The 18,932-nt window shown below is 57.1% G+C and carries 12 protein-coding genes and 2 pseudogenes; 10 read left to right on the forward strand and 4 right to left on the reverse strand.

Translation table 11 applies throughout. The features are described 5' to 3' along the window. Positions 1-48 precede the first annotated feature (48 nt). The 5 genes and pseudogenes from AGA_RS02435 to AGA_RS02455 all read left to right on the forward strand — a co-directional run bounded on the left by AGA_RS02435 (position 49) and on the right by AGA_RS02455 (position 8,134). A complete protein-coding gene (locus tag AGA_RS02435; protein ID WP_059022878.1) occupies positions 49-1,326 on the forward strand; it encodes a multidrug effflux MFS transporter in 1,278 nt (425 codons plus the stop codon). 92 nt (positions 1,327-1,418) lie between these two features. After that, positions 1,419-3,674 carry an ATP-binding protein gene (locus AGA_RS02440; RefSeq protein WP_059024600.1) on the forward strand — a complete coding sequence of 752 codons (2,256 nt, stop codon included), beginning with the start codon at positions 1,419-1,421 and terminating at the stop codon, positions 3,672-3,674. A gap of 161 nt (positions 3,675-3,835) precedes the next feature. Next, on the forward strand, positions 3,836-4,369 hold the full coding sequence (locus AGA_RS02445; protein WP_059024601.1) for an adenine phosphoribosyltransferase: 534 nt from the start codon (positions 3,836-3,838) through the stop codon (positions 4,367-4,369). A gap of 154 nt (positions 4,370-4,523) precedes the next feature. Then, a pseudogene (locus AGA_RS02450) lies at positions 4,524-6,757 on the forward strand (FUSC family protein). A 78-nt stretch (positions 6,758-6,835) separates the two neighbouring features. Then, positions 6,836-8,134 (forward strand): glycerate kinase type-2 family protein, encoded by a 1,299-nt coding sequence (locus AGA_RS02455; protein WP_059022879.1) that lies wholly within the window; start codon positions 6,836-6,838, stop codon positions 8,132-8,134. Positions 8,135-8,145: 11 nt separating this feature from the next. Here AGA_RS02455 and AGA_RS02460 read toward each other — a convergent pair whose 3' ends face one another. The 4 genes and pseudogenes from AGA_RS02460 to AGA_RS02475 all read right to left on the reverse strand — a co-directional run bounded on the left by AGA_RS02460 (position 8,146) and on the right by AGA_RS02475 (position 13,118). Beyond that, complete coding sequence (locus tag AGA_RS02460; protein WP_059024602.1) at positions 8,146-8,745, reverse strand: uracil-DNA glycosylase family protein; 600 nt, start codon at positions 8,743-8,745, stop codon at positions 8,146-8,148. Positions 8,746-8,897: 152 nt separating this feature from the next. After that, positions 8,898-10,315: pseudogene (locus tag AGA_RS02465) on the reverse strand (c-type cytochrome). 48 nt (positions 10,316-10,363) lie between these two features. Then, positions 10,364-12,595, reverse strand: a complete 2,232-nt coding sequence (locus AGA_RS02470; protein ID WP_059022880.1) for a PQQ-dependent dehydrogenase, methanol/ethanol family — start codon at positions 12,593-12,595, stop codon at positions 10,364-10,366. 208 nt (positions 12,596-12,803) lie between these two features. Continuing rightward, the gene (locus AGA_RS02475) at positions 12,804-13,118 is read right to left on the reverse strand and encodes a hypothetical protein (RefSeq protein ID WP_059022881.1); all 315 of its coding nucleotides are present in this window, start codon (positions 13,116-13,118) and stop codon (positions 12,804-12,806) included. A gap of 409 nt (positions 13,119-13,527) precedes the next feature. Here AGA_RS02475 and AGA_RS02485 point away from each other — a divergent pair, with 409 nt between their 5' ends. The 5 genes from AGA_RS02485 (at position 13,528) to cyoD (ending at position 18,765) form a co-directional block, all read left to right on the forward strand. Continuing rightward, on the forward strand, positions 13,528-14,301 hold the full coding sequence (locus AGA_RS02485) for a Bax inhibitor-1/YccA family protein (protein ID WP_059022883.1): 774 nt from the start codon (positions 13,528-13,530) through the stop codon (positions 14,299-14,301). A gap of 603 nt (positions 14,302-14,904) precedes the next feature. Beyond that, positions 14,905-15,831 (forward strand): ubiquinol oxidase subunit II, encoded by a 927-nt coding sequence (cyoA, locus tag AGA_RS02490; protein ID WP_059022884.1) that lies wholly within the window; start codon positions 14,905-14,907, stop codon positions 15,829-15,831. Positions 15,832-15,836: 5 nt separating this feature from the next. Further along, the gene (cyoB, locus tag AGA_RS02495) at positions 15,837-17,828 is read left to right on the forward strand and encodes a cytochrome o ubiquinol oxidase subunit I (protein WP_059022885.1); all 1,992 of its coding nucleotides are present in this window, start codon (positions 15,837-15,839) and stop codon (positions 17,826-17,828) included. After that, positions 17,828-18,433: a cytochrome o ubiquinol oxidase subunit III gene (gene cyoC, locus AGA_RS02500; protein ID WP_059022886.1), complete on the forward strand. Its 606-nt coding sequence runs from the start codon at positions 17,828-17,830 to the stop codon at positions 18,431-18,433. The genes cyoB and cyoC overlap by 1 nt, the downstream gene beginning before the upstream one ends. Further along, positions 18,433-18,765: a cytochrome o ubiquinol oxidase subunit IV gene (cyoD, locus tag AGA_RS02505; RefSeq protein ID WP_059022887.1), complete on the forward strand. Its 333-nt coding sequence runs from the start codon at positions 18,433-18,435 to the stop codon at positions 18,763-18,765. The genes cyoC and cyoD overlap by 1 nt, the downstream gene beginning before the upstream one ends. The last annotated feature ends 167 nt before the right edge of the window (positions 18,766-18,932 follow it).

Here is an 18,932-nt window from a genome sequence, read left to right on the forward strand (position 1 = left end):
GATCCATTTGCGGCATTTATCTGACAGGACGTACCCGGAGGGCCGGGTATGACATCTTCTTCCGTTGTACGGCCACCTGCTGCGCAGGAAGCAGTCCGGCCCGTTTTTGCAGAGGGCATACCGGGCTGGTTTTCCCTGTTGCTCGGGTTCTTAACGGCTGTTGGCCCCATTTCGACCGACATTTACCTGCCTGCCTTTCCGGCTATGGAGCAGAGTTTTCATACCAGTGCGGGTAATGTGCAGTTTACGCTGGCCATCTGGTTTGTGGGGCTTGCCATTGGGCAGTTGAGTGTTGGCCCGCTGGCGGACAGGTATGGCCGCCGTATGCCCATGCTGGTGGGGAACCTGCTGTATGCTGCGGCGTCCGCCGTGTGTGCGTTTGCGCCGGATGTTACCACATTTTCCGTTGCCCGGTTTGTGGCGTCCGTTGGGGCGTCGGCCAGTCTGGTCGTGCCAACGGCCTGTGTGCGTGATGTGGTGTCCGACCGTGCGGCGGGTGCGCGTATGATGTCCCGGCTGATTATGGTTATGGGGGTGGTGCCCATTCTGGCTCCCATGCTGGGTGGTCTGGTTGTGGAGTTTGCTTCCTGGCGGCTGATTTTCTGGGCTTCGGCGGTGTATGGCGTGGTGTGCGTGGCGCTGGTGCTGTGGGTTTTGCCAGAAACACTACCCTACCAGAAAAGGCAGGCCCTTTCCCCCGTTACACTGGTGACCCGTTATGTCAGCCTGTTCTGGGACCGGGGTTACAATACGTACGCCATGATTACGGCGTTTTCGACCTTTATGTCCTTCAGCTATCTTACGGCGGCGCCGTTTGTCTTTGTGCAGCTTTTCCATTTTTCTCCACTGCATTTTTCCATGTTGTTCGGCGTTATGTCCGTGTTCATGATTGGTGCATCTCAGGTGAACGGCCTGCTGGTCGGGCGGGTGGATACGGGGCGCCTGCTGCATGGCGCCGTGGCCATGTCCGTTTTGGGGACGCTGCTTATGGTTGGGGTCAGCATATGGAGTGTCTGGTACGCCCCTGCCGCGTACCGGCAGTATGAGGTCTGGCTGGTTATTGGCACCATGGTGCTGGCACTGGCCCCCACGGGGATTATTTTCCCCAATGCGATGATGATGGCTCTGGCCGACCATCCATCGCAGGCTGGTGCGGCATCGGCTCTTGCCGGAACGCTGCAATATGTTCTGGGGGCGCTGGCTGGGGTGGTTGTTGGGCAGTTTGCGGCCACATCTTCGTTACCAATGGCTGGATGTATGTGCTTTGGCGCGCTTATGATGCTGTGTATGCACATGTTCCGCCCGGCGGTGCGCGAGATTGCCTGATCCTGCATGGGCAGCCATGCCTTGCCCGGCCCGGCTCAAGGTGCCATGCCCACGGGGTAGGGAGGTACACGGAAATGGGGAGCGTGCCTGACATGCTACGGCATCCAGCAAGACGGGCTCATATTCTGGCTCTTATCGGGGCTGGTGTGTTGATTGTGACCTTTGGCGGTATTGGTATTGAGCTGGGTAATGACATGGCCCGGCATGGCGACCTGGATCGCCAGAGCACGGCGGCGGGCAGCTACCTGCGCGGTGTGCACCACGCTACCAGCAACGCACGGATTTGCCATTACGCTTTTGAGGCCGAACATACCCCCGCGGATGGCGAATGCTATTTGCAGGCCATTACCCAGTTGTCCGATGCCCGTACTGGGTTTGACGGTTTCCGTTCCGTGCAGTTGCGTCAGGGTGAAGGGCGCAGGGAAGTGCTGGATGTGGTGGAAAAGCAGCTCCAGACCATCAGCGCATGGCCCAGATCGGCGGATGCCATGCCGGAGGGTGGTGCCGCCCTGCTGGCTACGCTGGACCAGAATCTGTCTGTTTTAAGCCGGGCCAGCACGCTGGATCAGGCTGACCGTGTGGCCAACATGCTGCGGAATACAAGCTGGCAGCGCAGGCTGGCACTACTGGGTATTCTGACCGGTGTACTGAGCATGATCTCGGCGGGTTGGGTGCTGGACCGTTCCTCTCTCGCGGCAGCCCGGGCCGAGGCCTCCTCGCGTGATCTGGCTTTGCGGCTGCGTGCCACGCTGGACAGCCTGAGTCTGGGTGTGGCCGTGTTTGGCGCCGATGGGCGTTTGTGGCACTGGAACGAGCAATTGGCCACTGTGCTCGGTCTGGGTAAGGATTTCTTGCGCACCGGCCTGTCCTACAATGCGTTGAGTGGCCGACTGGTGGTGGATGGCGTCCCCTTACTGGAGCCGTTCGAACATATTGAGAGCAGCCTGTCCAAAGGGGAACTGGCTCCGCCTGTTGTGGTGGAATGCAAAGGCGGCAATGGCGCGGATCTGGAACTGTGCCGCACGCTGTTTTTTGCCCCGGATGGCGCTGCCGAGCGGCGCGGTTTTGTGCTGACTGCGGCGGATATTACCATGCGCCTGCGTAGTGAACGCGCCTTGGGTGAGGCGCAAAAGCTGCGTGCGCTTGGCCAGTTGACCGCAGGGATTGCACACGACTTTAAAAATCTGCTGACGGTTATTCTGGGCAATCTGGAGCTGGCGGCGGAATACGACCAGCCTGATCAGGTTGAACAGCGGCAGGAGTATCTGTCCGCGGCAACCCATGCCGGGCATCGTTCCGAGGCCCTGACCGGGCAGCTTCTCTCCTTCATGCGCAGGCAGAGCGGTGCCCCGGATTCGTTGCGTCTGTCGGACCTGTTTTCCTTTTTGGGCGGTCTACTGGGGCGGGTTATTGGTCCGCGGATTGTGGTGGAATGTGGGGCTGTTCACGACATATGGCCCGTAAGGGCAGACCCGGCCCAGTTGGAAAGTGCGGTGCTTAATCTGGCCATCAATGCGCGTGATGCCATGCCCTCTGGCGGGCGGCTGCGTATTTCAGCCCGGAATGTTACGTTTTCCGTCAATGCCGATCTGATGAGCCTGCCGGTGGAAGAAGGGCGCAGTATTCGTGTTGTGTCCGACCCCTCTCCCCTTCCTGCTGGGGATTGGATCAGGCTGGATGTGGCAGATAGCGGATTTGGCATGACGCGGGAGGTCATGGACCGGTTGTTTGAACCGTTCTTTACCACCAAGCGTGAAGGGGCCGGTACGGGCCTTGGCATGGCTATGGTACTGGCGTTTTCCCAACAGGCCAGTGGCCGGGTTGTGGTGGCAACAGGGCGAGGTAGTGGTACCGAGGTTTCGTTGTGGTTGCCGCGCGCTGTAACTGCCCATGCGGGGGAGGACGCAACGGCGACTGTTATGCCCGCGTTGGCCAAGCCCGTAAGCCCGGCTCCTGCGCAGGCCCGGAGCTTGCAGGTTCTGGTGGTGGAGGATGACGCCGCCATCCGCGATATTGTTGTAACCATTCTGAGCATGGCCGGGCATAAAGTGCTTGAGGCCGGAGATGGTGAGCAGGCGTTTGATACGGCAGCTGGGGTTGAAGGCTCGCTGGACCTGTTGGTGACGGATATTCAGTTGCCCGGTCCTTTGGACGGGGTCACCCTGTCCCGCGTGTTGGTCGAGCGGTATCCGGCTTTGGCTGTGGTTTATATGTCGGGCGACCTGACAGCCGATTCCCCGCCGCCGGAGGGGAGTGTGCCCAACGTTCGCCTGCTGGCCAAACCGTTCCGGCGTGATGGGTTGATGGAGGCGGTTACCGCAGCCCTGAGCGCACGCGCGGGTGCCTGACGCGCCATATACTCCCTTGCGGAACAGGTCTGTGCGGGATAAGCGGGGGCCGGTTGCCTCAGAACTGTTCGCCGGCGGTGCTTGACCTATGGGAATTTAAGGCAGGATGGAAAACGCGCTTCCACAGGGTTGGACGCATGGACGAAGGATTGTCAAAAATCATGACGGGACGTCAGGACATCGATCTTAAAAATTACATCCGTCACATTCCCGATTTCCCCAAGCCGGGTATTCTGTTTTACGATATTTCAACACTGATGCGGAACCCGGATGCATGGCAGATCGCCATGGGCCGCCTGACCCGCCAGATTGCGCCTTTGCAGCCCGATATGCTGGCCGCTGTGGAATCCCGCGGGTTCCTGACCGCCGCCCCGATTGCCGACCGGATGGGCTGCGGTATGCTCATGCTGCGTAAAAGCGGCAAACTGCCGGGCCAGACCATTTCCCACACATACGATCTGGAATATGGCAGCGACACGCTGGAAATTCAGGCCGATGCGGTCAAACCCGGCCAGCGTGTTGTGGTTATGGATGACCTGCTGGCGACAGGTGGCACGCTGGCTGCGTCCATCGAACTGCTGCGCAAGGCTGGTGCCGAAGTGGTTGGCGCATCCGTTCTGGTGGAACTGACGGGCCTTGGTGGCCGCAGCAAGCTGGATACGACCGTAACAAGCCTGCTCTCCTACGAAGAATAAGAGCGTAGGAACGGTTTTTTCCCATGCCATGTCCTGTGCGTAACGCTGGGTGCAGGACAGGGCATACGAGGTGTGAATACGCTTTTGGGCTTCTTTAGGGTAAGAAGAAGCGGATGGCAGTATTTCTGATCAGACCCGACCGGCAGAACGCGGCATGAAGGCTGCGGCGTTTTCGTTCGGCCAGTTTTGTCAGGCCTTCAAGACCATTGTGCGGCAGGCGTTGGAAGGGGGCGGTCCCCCGCGCGACCTGAGCAAACTGCGCTGGCTGTTTGCGCCTAACCTGCTGTCCTTCGGGTATGCGCTCCGTACGACCCTCTCCTCTCTTATCGCTCTAGGCATTGCCCTGTGGTGGGAACTGGGGAGTCCGCAATGGGCCGCCCTGACCGTGTGGATGGTGGCGCAGGGTACGCGCGGCAAATCCATTGCCAAAGCGCGGTGGCATATGTTTGGCATGGTGGTGGGGACCATTTGCGCCATTGTCCTTGTGGGCAGTATGCCGCAATCGCCTTTGCTGTATATTTTCTGGGTTGCGGCGGGTATTGGCGGGTTCTGCTTTATTGGCACCCTGCTGCCCGGCCCGGCCACCATGACCAACTACCGTATTCACGGTATGCGGGCTTCGGGTTTTACCTACGCCATTATTGCGCTGGATGGGGCTGCGGCGCCGGACCAGATCTTCCATATCGCCATGGCCCGTGCCACGTACATTACGCTGGGCATTGTGGTGGAAACCACTATTTCCTCCCTGTTCCAGTACAGGCTGGGCCTGCGGGCCAGAAACAGGCTCGCCACCAATTTTGTACAGGCCTTGGATGGCGCGGTACCCGCTCTTGTGCGGCTGCTGGGGGGGACCGGCGTGCGGTGGCCAATTCTCCAAGCGTGTTTACAACTATTGTCGGCCTGAGTGATCAGGTTGAATTTGCCGAAGTGGAAATGGGCGAGCACCAGCATGAGGGTGACCATGCCCGTGCTGCCCTTGCCGCCATTGCCGTGCTGATGTCCCGCGGGCTTGATCTGGGCGCGTTGTTGTCCATGCCGGAAAGTCAGGGGCAGGAGTACCAGCAGGTAGCGGGTGATGTGGCGCAGTTTTTACAGACCATTCCGCAGCGCCTGTCGGACGACCAGCCTGTGGCACCGGTTCTGCGTGATCTGGTTGCCCTGCGTGCGACCTGCACCCAGCTTGCCGCAACCTGCCTTGAGCAGGAAATGATAGCCGCCACCCATCCACCCGTAGATGTGGCGCAGGAAAGCAGTCTGTCGCGCGAGGGGCAGCTCTTGCACAAGCTGGGCGCTATTCTGGACGAACTGCAACAGGCCATCGAACAGTTTGAGATGAGCCGGAACCCCTTGCCCCACGATCATTTCCGATACCCGATGAAGAGTTATCGGGACTGGCGCATGGCGTTCACCAACAGTTTGCGCGCCTCCGTGACCATTTTTGGCTCCGGAATTATCTGGATTACGACCGGTTGGACCGATGGGCTGACATTTATGATGTTTGTTTCCATTGTCTGCGCCCTGTTCTCCACGTTGGAGCAGCCTGCTCTGGCTACGCAGGCGTTCCTACATGGCACAATTTTTGTGGTTGGCATGAGCGGGCTGCTGGATTTGTGGATTATGGCGCAGCCAACCATTTACGAAACACTGGCTCTTTGTCTGGCGGTGCCCATGCTGGTGGGGGGGCTTGCGTTTGCATGGCCACCACTGGTGCTGGCGGCCGTGGCTTACAACCTGTTCCTGCCCATTCTTATTGGCCCCATGAACCAGGGCCGTATGGACGAAATTCTGTACTTCAACACGGCTCTGCCCCTGTTTCTGGCCATGGTTTTTTCCATGTGGATGTACCGGGTCTTTCTGCCGTTTGACCCCGATGGCCTGCGTTGGGATTTGCGTGTGAGCATTCTGCGCCGTCTGCGCAGGTTGGCTCAGCACCGTGCCGCCCCCCCTATGACGGAAGTGATCGGGCGCGGGGTGGATGGTTTTGTCCGTCTGGCATCCATGACAACGGATGACCGGAGTACCTTTGTGCGCGACCGCTACGTAAGTGGCGTGCTTTCGGGGATGACCATAGAGCTGAACCTGCTGCGCCTGCGGGCCATTCTGGCGCGCGATATTCTGCCTGATGAGGCTAGGCACGCCACCGAGGCCATGATGAACCGTATGCGCCAGTTCTCCGGCCGCTATGGGGGGCAATACGGCCGTACCGCCCGCGCGGCTCATCTGGCCGTGGAATATCTGACACGTATGGAGCAGGCCGAAACAAACCTTTCCGTGCGCGAGGAAATGTTACGTGCATTGGCCAGCCTGCATGTGATTGAAACGGAACTAAAGGAAAATCAGGCGTTCTTTGATGCATCCTCTCCTTATCTGGACAAGGCGTTTTCCTGAACGCAGTCTGTGCATGGTGTAAACCACGGTCAGGGAAGGATCGGGTGGTTATGGCGTGCAGGGCAGGAGAGAGACATCATGCTGGATGCAAAGAATACGTGGGATAATACGCGGGCCAGAGCAGCGTTACGGTCCATGTTTGATGCGGCAGTTGCCAGTGCGGACCCCTTCCGGGTGTTGGCGGCCCATCTTCCCAACAAACCCAGAGGCCGTTGTGTTGTAGTGGGCGCTGGCAAAGCCTCTGCCGCCATGGCCGCAGCGCTGGAAGCAGCATGGCCGGATGTGGCGCTGGAAGGGGTGGTTGTCACGCGGGATGGACACGCTGCGCCCACCCGGCATGTGCGGATTATGGAAGCCTCCCACCCTGTTCCAGACCAGCGGAGTGAAGCAGCGGCCAGAGCCATCATGCAGGCCGTGCAGGGGCTTGGACCGGATGATCTGGTCGTGGCGCTGGTCTCGGGCGGCGGGTCTTCTCTTCTGGCGTTGCCCGCACCGGGGCTGACATTGGATGACAAGCGCACGGTAGGTCGGCAGTTACTGCGTTCTGGCGCAACCATTACGGAAATGAACATCGTGCGGCGGTATCTGTCCGCCATAAAAGGGGGCCGTCTGGCTCAGGCGGCCAGTCCCGCACAAGTGTTGACCCTAGTGATAAGCGATGTGCCGGGTGATGACCCCTCGGTCATTGCCAGTGGGCCAACGGTTGCACCATCTGGCACGGCGGAAGACGCCATCAGTATTGTGCAGCGTTACAGGCTGGACCTGTCACCCGCTGTGCATCGGGTGCTGGAGCAGGCTGTGCTGGACCAGAAGGAGCACAAACCCCAGCCAGACCCGCGTAACCGTGTGGTGATGATTGCAACACCGCTTATGGCTCTTCAGGCCGCAGCGGATAAGGCCCGGCAACTAGGGTTGGCACCACTTATTCTGGGGGATGCGCTGGAAGGGGAAAGTCAGGTTGCTGGTATCCTGCTGGGTGGTGTGGCCCGATCGGTCCATTTGCATGGTCTGCCAGTCCGCCCTCCAGCCGTGCTGTTAAGTGGCGGTGAAACAACAGTGACCATCCGGGCAGGCGAAAGTGCTGGCAAAGGGGGGCGGAATACGGAGTTTTTGCTCTCCTGCGCACATTTTCTGGGTGGTGAAAAGGGTATCTGGGGCTTGGCGGGGGACAGTGATGGCATAGATGGCACCGAGGATGCCGCAGGAGCCATTTTTGCCCCGGACACGTTGGCCCGTGCCGCGCAGGCAGGCTATATGGCCGAGCCGTACTTGCGGAACCATGACAGTTATACGTTTTTCAAAGCGGTGGGTGATCTGGTTATGACCGGGCCAACACTGACCAATGTGAACGATATTCGTCTATTGCTGATTGCCTGAACGGCGCATTCTTAGTCCTGTAGTGCGCGCGCCACTTCACGGCGCAGGGCGGGGATAATTATTTCGCCAAATGCGGGGGTGCGCCGTTCCCACATGCCAGTACGCCATGACGGATGTGGTAAGGGGAAGTAGGTGGGCAGATACCGAGCAAACTGCTCGACCCGCTCAAACACCTTGCCTTTACCCAGAATGTGGTTTTGTGCGTAGGACCCAACCAGAAGCGTAAGCCGGATATTGGGCAGATGGTCCAGTATGCGTTGCCGCCAGAGCGGAGCGCATTCCGGCCTTGGCGGCCGGTCTCCGCCTTGTGGAAGCACGCCGGGGTAACACAGCCCCATGGGAACAATGGCCACTTTTTCCGTATCGTAAAAAAGGTCGCGGTCCATGCCCAGCCATGCGCGCAGGCGATCACCCGAGGCATCGTTAAACGAAACACCTGTTTCGTGCACCTTGGTGCCGGGGGCTTGGCTGGCAATCAGCAACCGTGCGCGGGGCGAGGCATGCAGGACCGGCCGGGGTCCCAGCGGGAGCGACTGGGCACAGGCGGTACAAGCCCGGATCTGGTGGAGCAGGGTTGCCAGTTGGCTGTCTGTCGTGTCGTGCGGAGGCAGGGGAGTGGTCCTGTGTAAACTGTAGGCGGAGGCAGGCTTAACAGAACCAATATGTGTACGGTGTGTAATAAAAAACACCGCAGCGTTGCCACTGCGGTGTTTTTTTAACCAAGCCAGTCGAATGAAAGGCAGAGAGGTAAAGTCAGGAGACCTTACTGTTCTGCATCCACCCCGGTATGGGTCTGCGGCGCAAAGGTCCAGCCAGAGCCGTAAGGCTGCGGCATAAACAGGCCCCATGTTGACGTAGCAGAGGTCGGGTCGGCCCAGCCGGTGGTCGGGATCGGAGCGTGGTCCAGACGGAGTTTCTGAACGTCAGCGGCCGTCACGTTAGCCGGAGCCTTGTTGCCCCATGCGGAGCGGATGAAGTTGACCACATCAGCCATCTGCTGGTCGGACAGGATGTTCTTGTAGTCCGGCATGGCAACGGCAGACGGTGCCCAGTTGGTAGGCGGCAGAACACCACCGGCCATAACAATGTGGGCAATGGAGGTCGGGTCATCACCAACAACAACCGGGTTACCAGCCAGCGGCGGGAACATGCGGGCTACACCACCACCATCGTTGCGATGGCAGGCTGCGCACTGTTCAACATAGACCCGAGCGCCGGGGTTGTTGGCCGTGTTGCCTGAATCCAGAGCCTGAGCCGTGGACGGATCGTATGTGTAGTCACCCCGTGACGGCGGAACCGGCGGCATGGACTTCAGATACTTGGCAATGGCGTGCAGGTCAGAGTCGGTGAAGTACTGGGTGCTCCAGCCAACCACGTCAGCCATGCCACCAAATACGGCGGAGTGGTCTGTACGGCCGGACTTCAGGAACAGGTAGATGTCATCTTCAGACCAGCGGCCAAGGCCCACAACCGGGTCGTTGCGCAGGCTGGGCGCAATCCAGTTGTCGATCGGCGCACCACCAGCAAGGAAGTCAGGACCACCGGAGGCATCCAGCGCCTTTTCCTGCATGGCAAAGCCACGGGGTGTATGGCACGCACCGCAATGTCCGGCACCCGTTACAAGGTATTCACCGCGGGCAATGTCTGCATCCGTACCCGGAGCAGGCGTAAAGTCCTTGGGTGTGGGGGCAAACATGGAGCGCCAGATGGACAGCGGCCAGCGCATGGACAGCGGCCAGCTAATGCCCGTTCCCGGTTTTTCTGGGCGATCGGTTTCACACCATGCATGAAGTAAGCATAGAGTGATTTGATATCGTCCTGAGACATACGAGCAAAGGACGGATACGGCATGGCCGGATAAAGCGTGCTGCCGTCCTTGCGGACACCGTGGCGCACGGCTTCATCAAACTCCTGCAACGTATAGGTGCCAATCCCGTAAGTGGGGTCAGGCGTAATGTTGGTCGAATAAATCATGCCGATGGGGGTTTTGATTGCCAGCCCACCTGCAAATTTCTGACCGTTGAGTGCTGTGTGGCAAGCCACACAGTCACCAAGACGGGCAACGTATTCGCCCTTTTTGATCAGGTCTTCATCCGCTCCCTGTGCGTGTGCCAGGGAGGTTCCTGCCAGAAGCCCGACAGTGACCGCTCCAAGAGCGGCTTTTAGTCTGTTCATCATCATTTTTACCACTGTATCGCTTGTGTACCGAATGACGTCATGACTGCCGCTTTATTGGGGCGTAATGCCCACGACCGGGACCTGCGGAACCCCCTGATCGTTCTTTCGGGCGTCCACTTCGCGCTGATAGGTCTCGTTCGCCCTCTTGATGAGGTACTGACGAATGGATTCGATTTCTTCAGGCTTCATGCTCGTGTCAAAGCGGTCCATGCCGTAAGCGGTCAGCGCGCCGCGGCCCACAACATTGTAGAACGCGTCCTGATGACGGATGGAACCGGACCAACGCAGGTCAGGGAGCACACCGGCCCCTTCACCGTTGTCACCGTGGCAGGTCTGGCAATAGGTCTGATACTGGAAGTAGCCCTTGGCGGCTTCCTTCGTGTCATATTCCGCAGGCGGCTTGACGGGCAGGAAGCCCAGTTCGTTCATGGTCGGCAGCTGCGCTTTGCCATCCAGAGAGAACACGGCAATGTAGGAATGGTTGACGGTCCAGCCGGACGTACGGCCCATACCACCCATGGAGATCGGGTAGATGCCGCCCCAGCCCACTTCAACCGCAACGTACTGCTTGCCGTTGACGCTGTAGGTCACAGGCGGAGCAATAATGCCGCTCTGTGCGTCAAACTTGTAAAGGTCAGCACCGTTGGTTGCGTCGTAGGCGTGGAATTCACCGTTGGCGAGGCCCTGGAACAGCAGGTCACCACCAGTTGCCAGAACACCACCGTTCCATGGGCCCTTGTGGTCGATCTTCCACACGGTTTCCATCTTCACCGGATCCCATGCGAGCAGTTCGCCGTGCAGGTCCTTCAGGTAAGCGGAGCGGGCTTCAGGGGTATCAGGCAGGCCGGTCTTGGTCATGTCCAGACCGATGTTCCATGAATCCGGATGCGGTTTGAAGCCGCCAACCTGGTTCTGGTAACCAAACGGAATCTGGTGCGCAGGCAGGTAGACCAGGTGGGTCTTGGGGCTGTACGCCATAGCCATAAAGTTATGAGCACCCAGCGGGCCGGGAATGCCGTACCAGAAGTTGCCGTTAAGGGTCCACAGGCCTTCGGGCTTGTAGATCGGGCGACCGGTCAGCGGATCAAGGCCACTGGCCCAGTTTTCGTAAACATAGTTCTTACCAGCCAGGAATTCACCCGTCTTGGCGTCCAGAACATAGAAGAAGCCGTTCTTGGGGGCCTGCACAACAACGTGGCGCATTTCACCATTGATCGGCATGTCAAGCGTCATGACCTGCTGAACAGAGGTGTAGTCCCACTGGTCCATGGTGGTGGCCTGGAAGTGCCAGACGTATTCGCCCGTTTCCGGCTTGACCGCCACAATGCTGCCCAGGAACAGGTTATTCCCGATGCCTTCGGAGCGGTATTTGTAGTTCCAGGGGGAACCGTTACCAACGGCCAGATAGACCAGATCGGACACGGGGTCATAGACAATGGAGTCCCACACGGTACCACCACCGCCCTGACGGATCCATGCCCCGTTGGGGCCCCAGGTCTTGTAGGCTTTGGTCATCAGAACGTTGTCCGACGCAGCGTGGTCAGGCTCGTTCTTGTTGTTGGGAACCGTGTAGAAGCGCCATTTCAGCTTGCCGGTTTCCGCATCAAAAGCGGACACAAAGCCACGGGCGCCAAATTCTGCACCACCATTACCAATCAGGACCAAGCCTTTGGCAATGCGGACTGCACCGTCAACCGTGTAGGAGCGCTGTTTGCCCAGGGAGGCATCGGCGGGAATGGTGTTGACTTCCCACGCCTTTTTGCCGGTCTTGGCGTCCAGTGCAATCAGGCGGCCATCAAACGTGCCAAAATAGACCTTGCCGTTCCAGTAGCCAGCGCCGCGGTTTACGGTATCGCAGCAGCCTTTGTCGGCAATGTTACCCGGCACCTTCGGGTCGTATTCCCACAGCAGCTTACCGGTTGCTGCATCAAGGGCCTTCATTTTGGACCAGTTGGTCGTGGCATACATAATGCCGTCCACAATCAGAGGCGTGCCTTCCTGACCGCGGTTGCTGTCCAGGTTGAAGTACCAGGCCAGCTTCAGGTTTCCAACGTTGGAGCGGTTGATCTGATCCAGCGGGCTGTAGCGCTGTTCAGAGTAGGTGCGACCATAGGACAGCCAGTTTTCGGGGTGCTCATCAGCGTGGATGATGGCTTGTCCCGTGTCACCCTGACTATCGGCGCGGGCAGGGGCTGCTGCGTAAGGTAGGGCAGCGGCACAGATTGTTCCAGCCGCGAGAATTCCTAGCAGCGAACGTCTCTTGGCGGAGGCGGGGCGGGTCATGCGTTCATGTCCTCGACTGTGTATCAAGATGAGGAAAAATAGAGCCGGAAATCCGGTTTCTCACACATCAGCCAAGGCACGCGCTGTATGTCAATCACGCCAAGAGAATAGCTGCATCCCCACGTATTCGTTCTTTGTGCGGATCAGGCACACAAAAAATCAGTTCTGGTGCATGAGCAGGCTGGAACAGCCCCACGGAAAGGCAATGTTATAACAAATGGACGGGGGGCGTGAACATATTTGCAAACTGGTATTCCGCCATCACTTCCCAAAAAGGGTTTTCGCGGTTTTTCCCAGTCTTAAACACGGTGAATTCGCAAACTTCTTCTGTTTGGGCAAAGAGATGGCGGTGGGTTGCAAGCCACAGGTTGCACGCCTGTGGCTCGACATCGGTAATGTCTGCCAGCGCGATACCAGAGGGGAGCAGGGAGCGGCTTGAAGGCACCCCAGCACGCCGTGCCAGGTTCCGGATTTTCACGGAAAGGTGATCTATAACAGAGGCTTCCACCGTGGCCTCCAGCATGATTCGGTTCCGTTTCAGAGTCACATCAAAGCCCGTATGCCGAAGCGAGACGGGGGCGGGCATCTGGAGTGAGTACAGAGTCTGGTCCAGTTCCTCCCAGATGGGGGGGCGTTAAGCGCTCGAAAGCGACCAGGGGCAGATAGAGCTGTGGTGTGGGTTTCCATTTTTTGGATGGGAAAAATTCCTGAAAACCATGCAGGAACAGACGCATATCCACCGGGGGTGGAAGACCGGCAATAAGGTGCATATCTGGCCTTATGACTGGGGGCAGAGCGTGGGTAGGCAACAAACTGCACAGATTGTTGGTAGGTGCCTACTTATATGATGTGTCATACCCTTGACGGAAAGACAGGGCAGCCACAAGTATAAAGCAAAGCCAGACCTGTCTGGATAAGGAGAGTAGAAAACCATGTCGTTTAGTCGCGACTACCGTTCCCCCGCATCAGCGTCAGGCTGGAACGATCAGGCCAGTCTGGACGCTGGACTGCGTAGCTACATGCTGCGCGTTTACAACTGGATGGCGTCAGGTCTGCTGCTGACCGGCATTGTGGCCTACGCCATTGCCAATACCGGGCTCAGTGGCCTGTTCTTTCAGGTCTTCCAGACTGCCGCAGGTCCATTGCCGCGCCCCACATTGCTGGGTGATGTGGCTATGTTGTCCCCGTTGGCGTTTGTGCTGGTCATGTCGTTCGGGATCAATCGTTTGTCCCTTCAGGGGGCACAGGCGCTATTCTGGGCGTTCTGTGCGGCCATGGGGGCCAGTCTGGCCAGTGTGTTTGTCATTTATACGGGCACATCCATTGTGCGCGTGTTTTTGGTAACGGCCTGCATGTTCGGGGCGACTTCCCTGTGGGGCTATGTCACCAAGGCCAATCTGCTGCAGTTCGGATCGTTCCTGATGATGGGGCTTTTTGGACTGGTGATTGCCGGATTGGTGAACCTCTTCCTCAAGAGTCCGACGGTGTACTATCTCTATAGCATCGTGGGTGTCTTCATCTTTACGGCGTTCAGCGCCTTTGATGCCCAGCGGATTCGGGTGACTTACCCGCAGTTGGCGGCCTATGAAGGCCCGGAAATGACAGCAAAGCGCAGTGTGTACGATGCGCTGAGCCTTTACCTTAACTTTATCAACCTGTTTCAGTTCCTGTTGCAGTTCATGGGGGTCCGCAACTCCAGCGACTGATCCTCTACCCATAGAGTCCTCCAGAGCGATCTGGTTCTATGAAGGGAAGCCCGGCCTGTTATGGCCGGGCTTTTTTGTATGGGCAGTCATGCTTGCTTCGAATGCAGACATGAAAAACGAGAATGGGTGCAAAAATGGTCCTGATTTCAATTCTTTAAGTTGTAACAGGGATGTGAGATTTTGTGTGCTCTCTAACAATATGAAATTTCAGACTAAATTTTGCCATTATTGGAAATTTTGAAATATAATGAAACATTCCGTGATGACGCATTTCCCCCATCCAGACGCCTCAAAAGTAGGCAAATGCCATGCCGAAAATGGCTAACTGATTGTGACGAAAGGCAGATGGAACTTTTCTGACGTTTGAGAATCCGCCCGTAGGGAATAAAGTAGGCGCAATGCGTTTCCGCCGAGCTTGGGGGGCTGCATCGTGAGCAACAGATTTCGGGTATCCATCTTGGATGGCCAAAATGTGTTGCAGGTGCGGAACAGAAAGGGCTCCCTAGGCCGGGACGCGGTTTTTCTTGCTGTTGTCAGGCTTCTGTGGCAGCAGGGCAAAAGTCTTTGTGAGGCTAAGTTGATGTCAGAACCAAGAGGCGTGCGATGAAAAACAAGTTACTGGCGAGAACGGCGCGATTGGGCGGCCTATCGTCAGCGTTGCTGCTTGCCGGGTGCGAACTAGACGTTCTGGACCCGAAAGGCCCGGTGGGAGAGGGGGTTAAATCTCTTATTACCACCTCTGTGATCGCAATGCTGATCGTAGTGGTTCCGACCATTATTCTGACACTGTGGTTCGCCTGGCAGTATCGCCAGTCCAACACAAGTGCCGAATATCTGCCGAAATGGAGCCATTCCAACAAGATTGAAGTGGTGATCTGGGGCGTTCCGTCTCTGATTATTCTGTTTCTGGCAGTGATCACCTACCAGACCTGTCATTCTCTGGACCCCTACAAGCCGCTTGAGGCAGAAGCCAATACCAAGCCGCTGCATGTTCAGGTTGTGGCGCAGGATTGGAAATGGCTGTTCATTTACCCCGAACAGGGAATTGCAACAGTTAATCAGCTGGCTATGCCGGTCAATACGCCTGTTGATTTCGACATCACCTCTGATTCCGTGATGAACTCGTTCTTCATCCCGCGTCTTGGTTCCATGATTTATGCAATGGCAGGCATGCAGACCCAGCTTCATCTGCTGGCAAGCGAGCCGGGCGATTACATGGGTGAATCCGCCAACTACAGTGGGCGTGGTTTCTCGGACATGCGCTTCCACGCTCTGGCGATGAGCAATGATGAGTTCAATGCCTGGGTCGAAAAGGTGCGTGCATCTTCCGAACAGCTGGATAGCCAGACCTATCCTAAACTGGCTGCACCAAGCGAAGCGAACCCCGTCGAATATTTCGCGCATGTTGAACCCGGCATGTTCAACACGATCGTTGCCAAATACAACAACGGCATGGTCATGGACAAAAGCACTGGCAAAATGATTCAGGTGCAGCAGTCCGCGATGTCCGACATGAATATGAAGGAATAGGATCTATGCTAGGGAGACTATCGCTTTCGGCCATCCCGTTGGATGTGCCGATCCTAGTAGGTACGTTCATCGGCGTTCTCATTGTCGGTGTCGCGGTACTGGGACTGATTACTTATTACGGCAAGTGGGGCTACCTCTGGAAAGAGTGGTTTACCTCTGTCGATCACAAGCGTCTGGCTGTCATGTACATTGTACTGGCGCTGGTTGCTCTGGCCCGCGGTTTTGCGGACGCCATCATGATGCGTACCCAGCTTGCGCTGGCTTACGCAGGTAACCCCGGTTATCTGCCCCCGCATCACTATGACCAGATCTTCTCCGCTCACGGGACGATCATGATCTTCTTCCTGGCCATGGCGTTCATGACCGGTCTGTTCAACTTCATTGTGCCGCTGCAGATTGGCGCACGTGACGTGGCTTACCCGTTCCTGAACAACCTGAGCTTCTGGATGACGGCTGTTGCGTTCATGCTGGTGAACATCTCCCTGTTCATTGGTGAGTTCTCACAGTGCGGCTGGCTGGCTTATCCCCCGCTGTCCGAAATGCAGTTCAGCCCGGGCGTGGGTGTTGACTACTATATCTGGGCTATCCAGATCTCTGGTGTCGGTACGCTGCTGACTGGTGTGAACTTCTTCGTAACCATCGTTAAGATGCGCGCTCCGGGCATGTCCTGGATGAAGATGCCCGTGTTCACCTGGACGGCTTTCTGCTCCTCCATCCTGATCATGGCTACCTTCCCCGTGCTGACGGTTGCTGTCGCCCTTCTGGGTCTGGACCGTTACTTCGGTATGCACTTCTTCACCAATGATGGTGGCGGCAACCAGATGCTGTACCTGAACCTGATTTGGGCTTGGGGGCATCCGGAAGTTTATATTCTGGTCATTCCTGCTTTTGGTGTGTTCTCCGAAGTTGTGCCGGCCTTCTCTGGCAAGCCGCTCTTTGGTTACAACACCATGGTTTATGCGACCTGCTCCATTATGGTGCTGTCCTTCCTTGTGTGGGTGCATCACTTCTTCACCATGGGCGCTGGTCCGGACGTGAATGCCTTCTTCGGCATCGCAACCATGATCATCTCCATCCCGACCGGTGTTAAGCTCTTTAACTGGCTGTTCACCATGTATAAGGGTCGCATCCAGTACCATGCTTGCATGTATTGGGCTGTTGGCTTCATGGTGGTGTTCACCATCGGTGGTATGACCGGTGTTATGATGGCCATCCCCGGTTCTGACTTTGTGCTGCATAACAGTCTGTTCCTGATTGCTCACTTCCATAACGTGATTATCGGTGGTGTGTACTTCGGTTACATCTGTGGCATGAACTTCTGGGCTCCGAAGGTTCTTGGCTTCAAAATGAACGAAGCTTGGGGCATCCGCGCCTTCTGGTTCTGGCTGGTTGGCTTCTTCTTTGCCTTTATGCCGCTGTATGTCCTCGGTTTCGAAGGCATGACCCGTCGTATGAACCACTATGACAACCCGGCTTGGCATCCTTGGATGCTGATCGCTGAAGTTGGCGCAGTGCTCATCCTGTTCGGTGTTGTTTGCCAGCTGGTGCAGATTTACGTCTCCATCCGTGACTGCAACCTGCCGGAAAACCGCGACGTAACGGGCGATCCTTGGAACGGCCGTACGCTGGAATGGTCCACTTCTTCTCCTCCGCCGGTGTATAACTACGCCATTGTCCCGCATGTTAGCTCTCTTGATGCTTATATGCACGACAAGGAAAACGGCATTGATACCCGTCAGGCTGGCGGCCAGTATGAAGCAATCCATATGCCGAAAAACACGGCAGCTGGTATTACATGCGGTGCCTTCGCCCTGATCTTCGGTTTTGCTGCTGTGTGGTACATCTGGTGGCTGGCAGCCATTGGCCTTGTGGGCGTGATCGGTACGGTCATTGCACGCAGCGCTAACAAGGATATTGATTACTATATCCCTGCCGAAGAGGTTGCCCGGATCGAAAACGAGCACACCCGTAAACTGATGGCACAGGCAGCAGAATAATGGCACAGAACACAACTGTACCGACCGCAGGCCACGACGAACATCATCACGAATCTCCGGTGGTGTTCGGGTTCTGGGTCTATCTGATGACGGACTGCATTATCTTTGGCTCTCTGTTCGCCACGTTTGCAGTTCTGCGTAACCAGTTCAATGGTGGGCCAACCCCACACGAACTGTTTGAGTTTGGTGGGCTTGGGCTGGAAACAGCCCTCCTGCTTCTCTCTTCCATTACTTATGGGTTCGGCATGATTGCCGCCCATAAGACCCAGATCAGCAAGGTTATCCTGTGGCTTGGCGTCACATTCCTTCTTGGTCTTGGGTTCGTTGGTCTGGAGCTGCGTGAATTCGCACACATGATCGCCGAGGGCGCTGGCCCGGATCGCAGTGCATTCCTGTCTGCGTTCTTCACGCTGGTTTCCACCCACGGTCTGCATGTGACGTGTGGTCTGATCTGGATTGTTACCCTGATGGTTCAGCTGATGGGGACAACTGAAATTCCGGAACGCATGATGAACAAGCTCACTTGCCTGAGCCTGTTCTGGCACTTCCTGGATATCGTCTGGATCTGTGTTTTCACCTATGTCTATCTGGCGAGCATGATCTGATGAGCAATCCGAACACATCCTCCTCGGGCGAGAGCCACGGTAGCGTATCTTCGTACCTTATCGGCTTTGTTCTTGCCGTTATCCTGACGGTCCTGTCGTTTGGTGTGGTGATGAGCCACAGCCTTGCGCCAACCGGCACCATGGCTGCGCTTTCCATTCTGGCACTTGTTCAGGTTCTGGTGCATCTGCACTACTTCCTGCACATGGGTAGCGGCTCGGAAGCACGTTGGAACAACATTGCGTTTGTTTTCACCGTTGCATTCGTGTCCATCCTTATTGTCGGTACGGTCTTCATCATGGCCAACACGTCCATGAACATGATGTCTCGCTGATATCATGGAGGCTTTGTGGCTCTGACTTCGGTTAGGGTTGCAGCCAGCAGCAAAAAACCCCCGGGGCTTTGGCTCCGGGGGTTTTTTTGTTGTGTTGGTTTGGGGGGCCGCCTCGTTAGAGTGATGGCTGTATCGGTCTGGGGCATAAAAAAAGGCACCGGGATGTC

Origin of the sequence: Acetobacter ghanensis (assembly GCF_001499675.1) — a bacterium.
Classification (GTDB): Bacteria; Pseudomonadota; Alphaproteobacteria; order Acetobacterales; family Acetobacteraceae; genus Acetobacter; species Acetobacter ghanensis.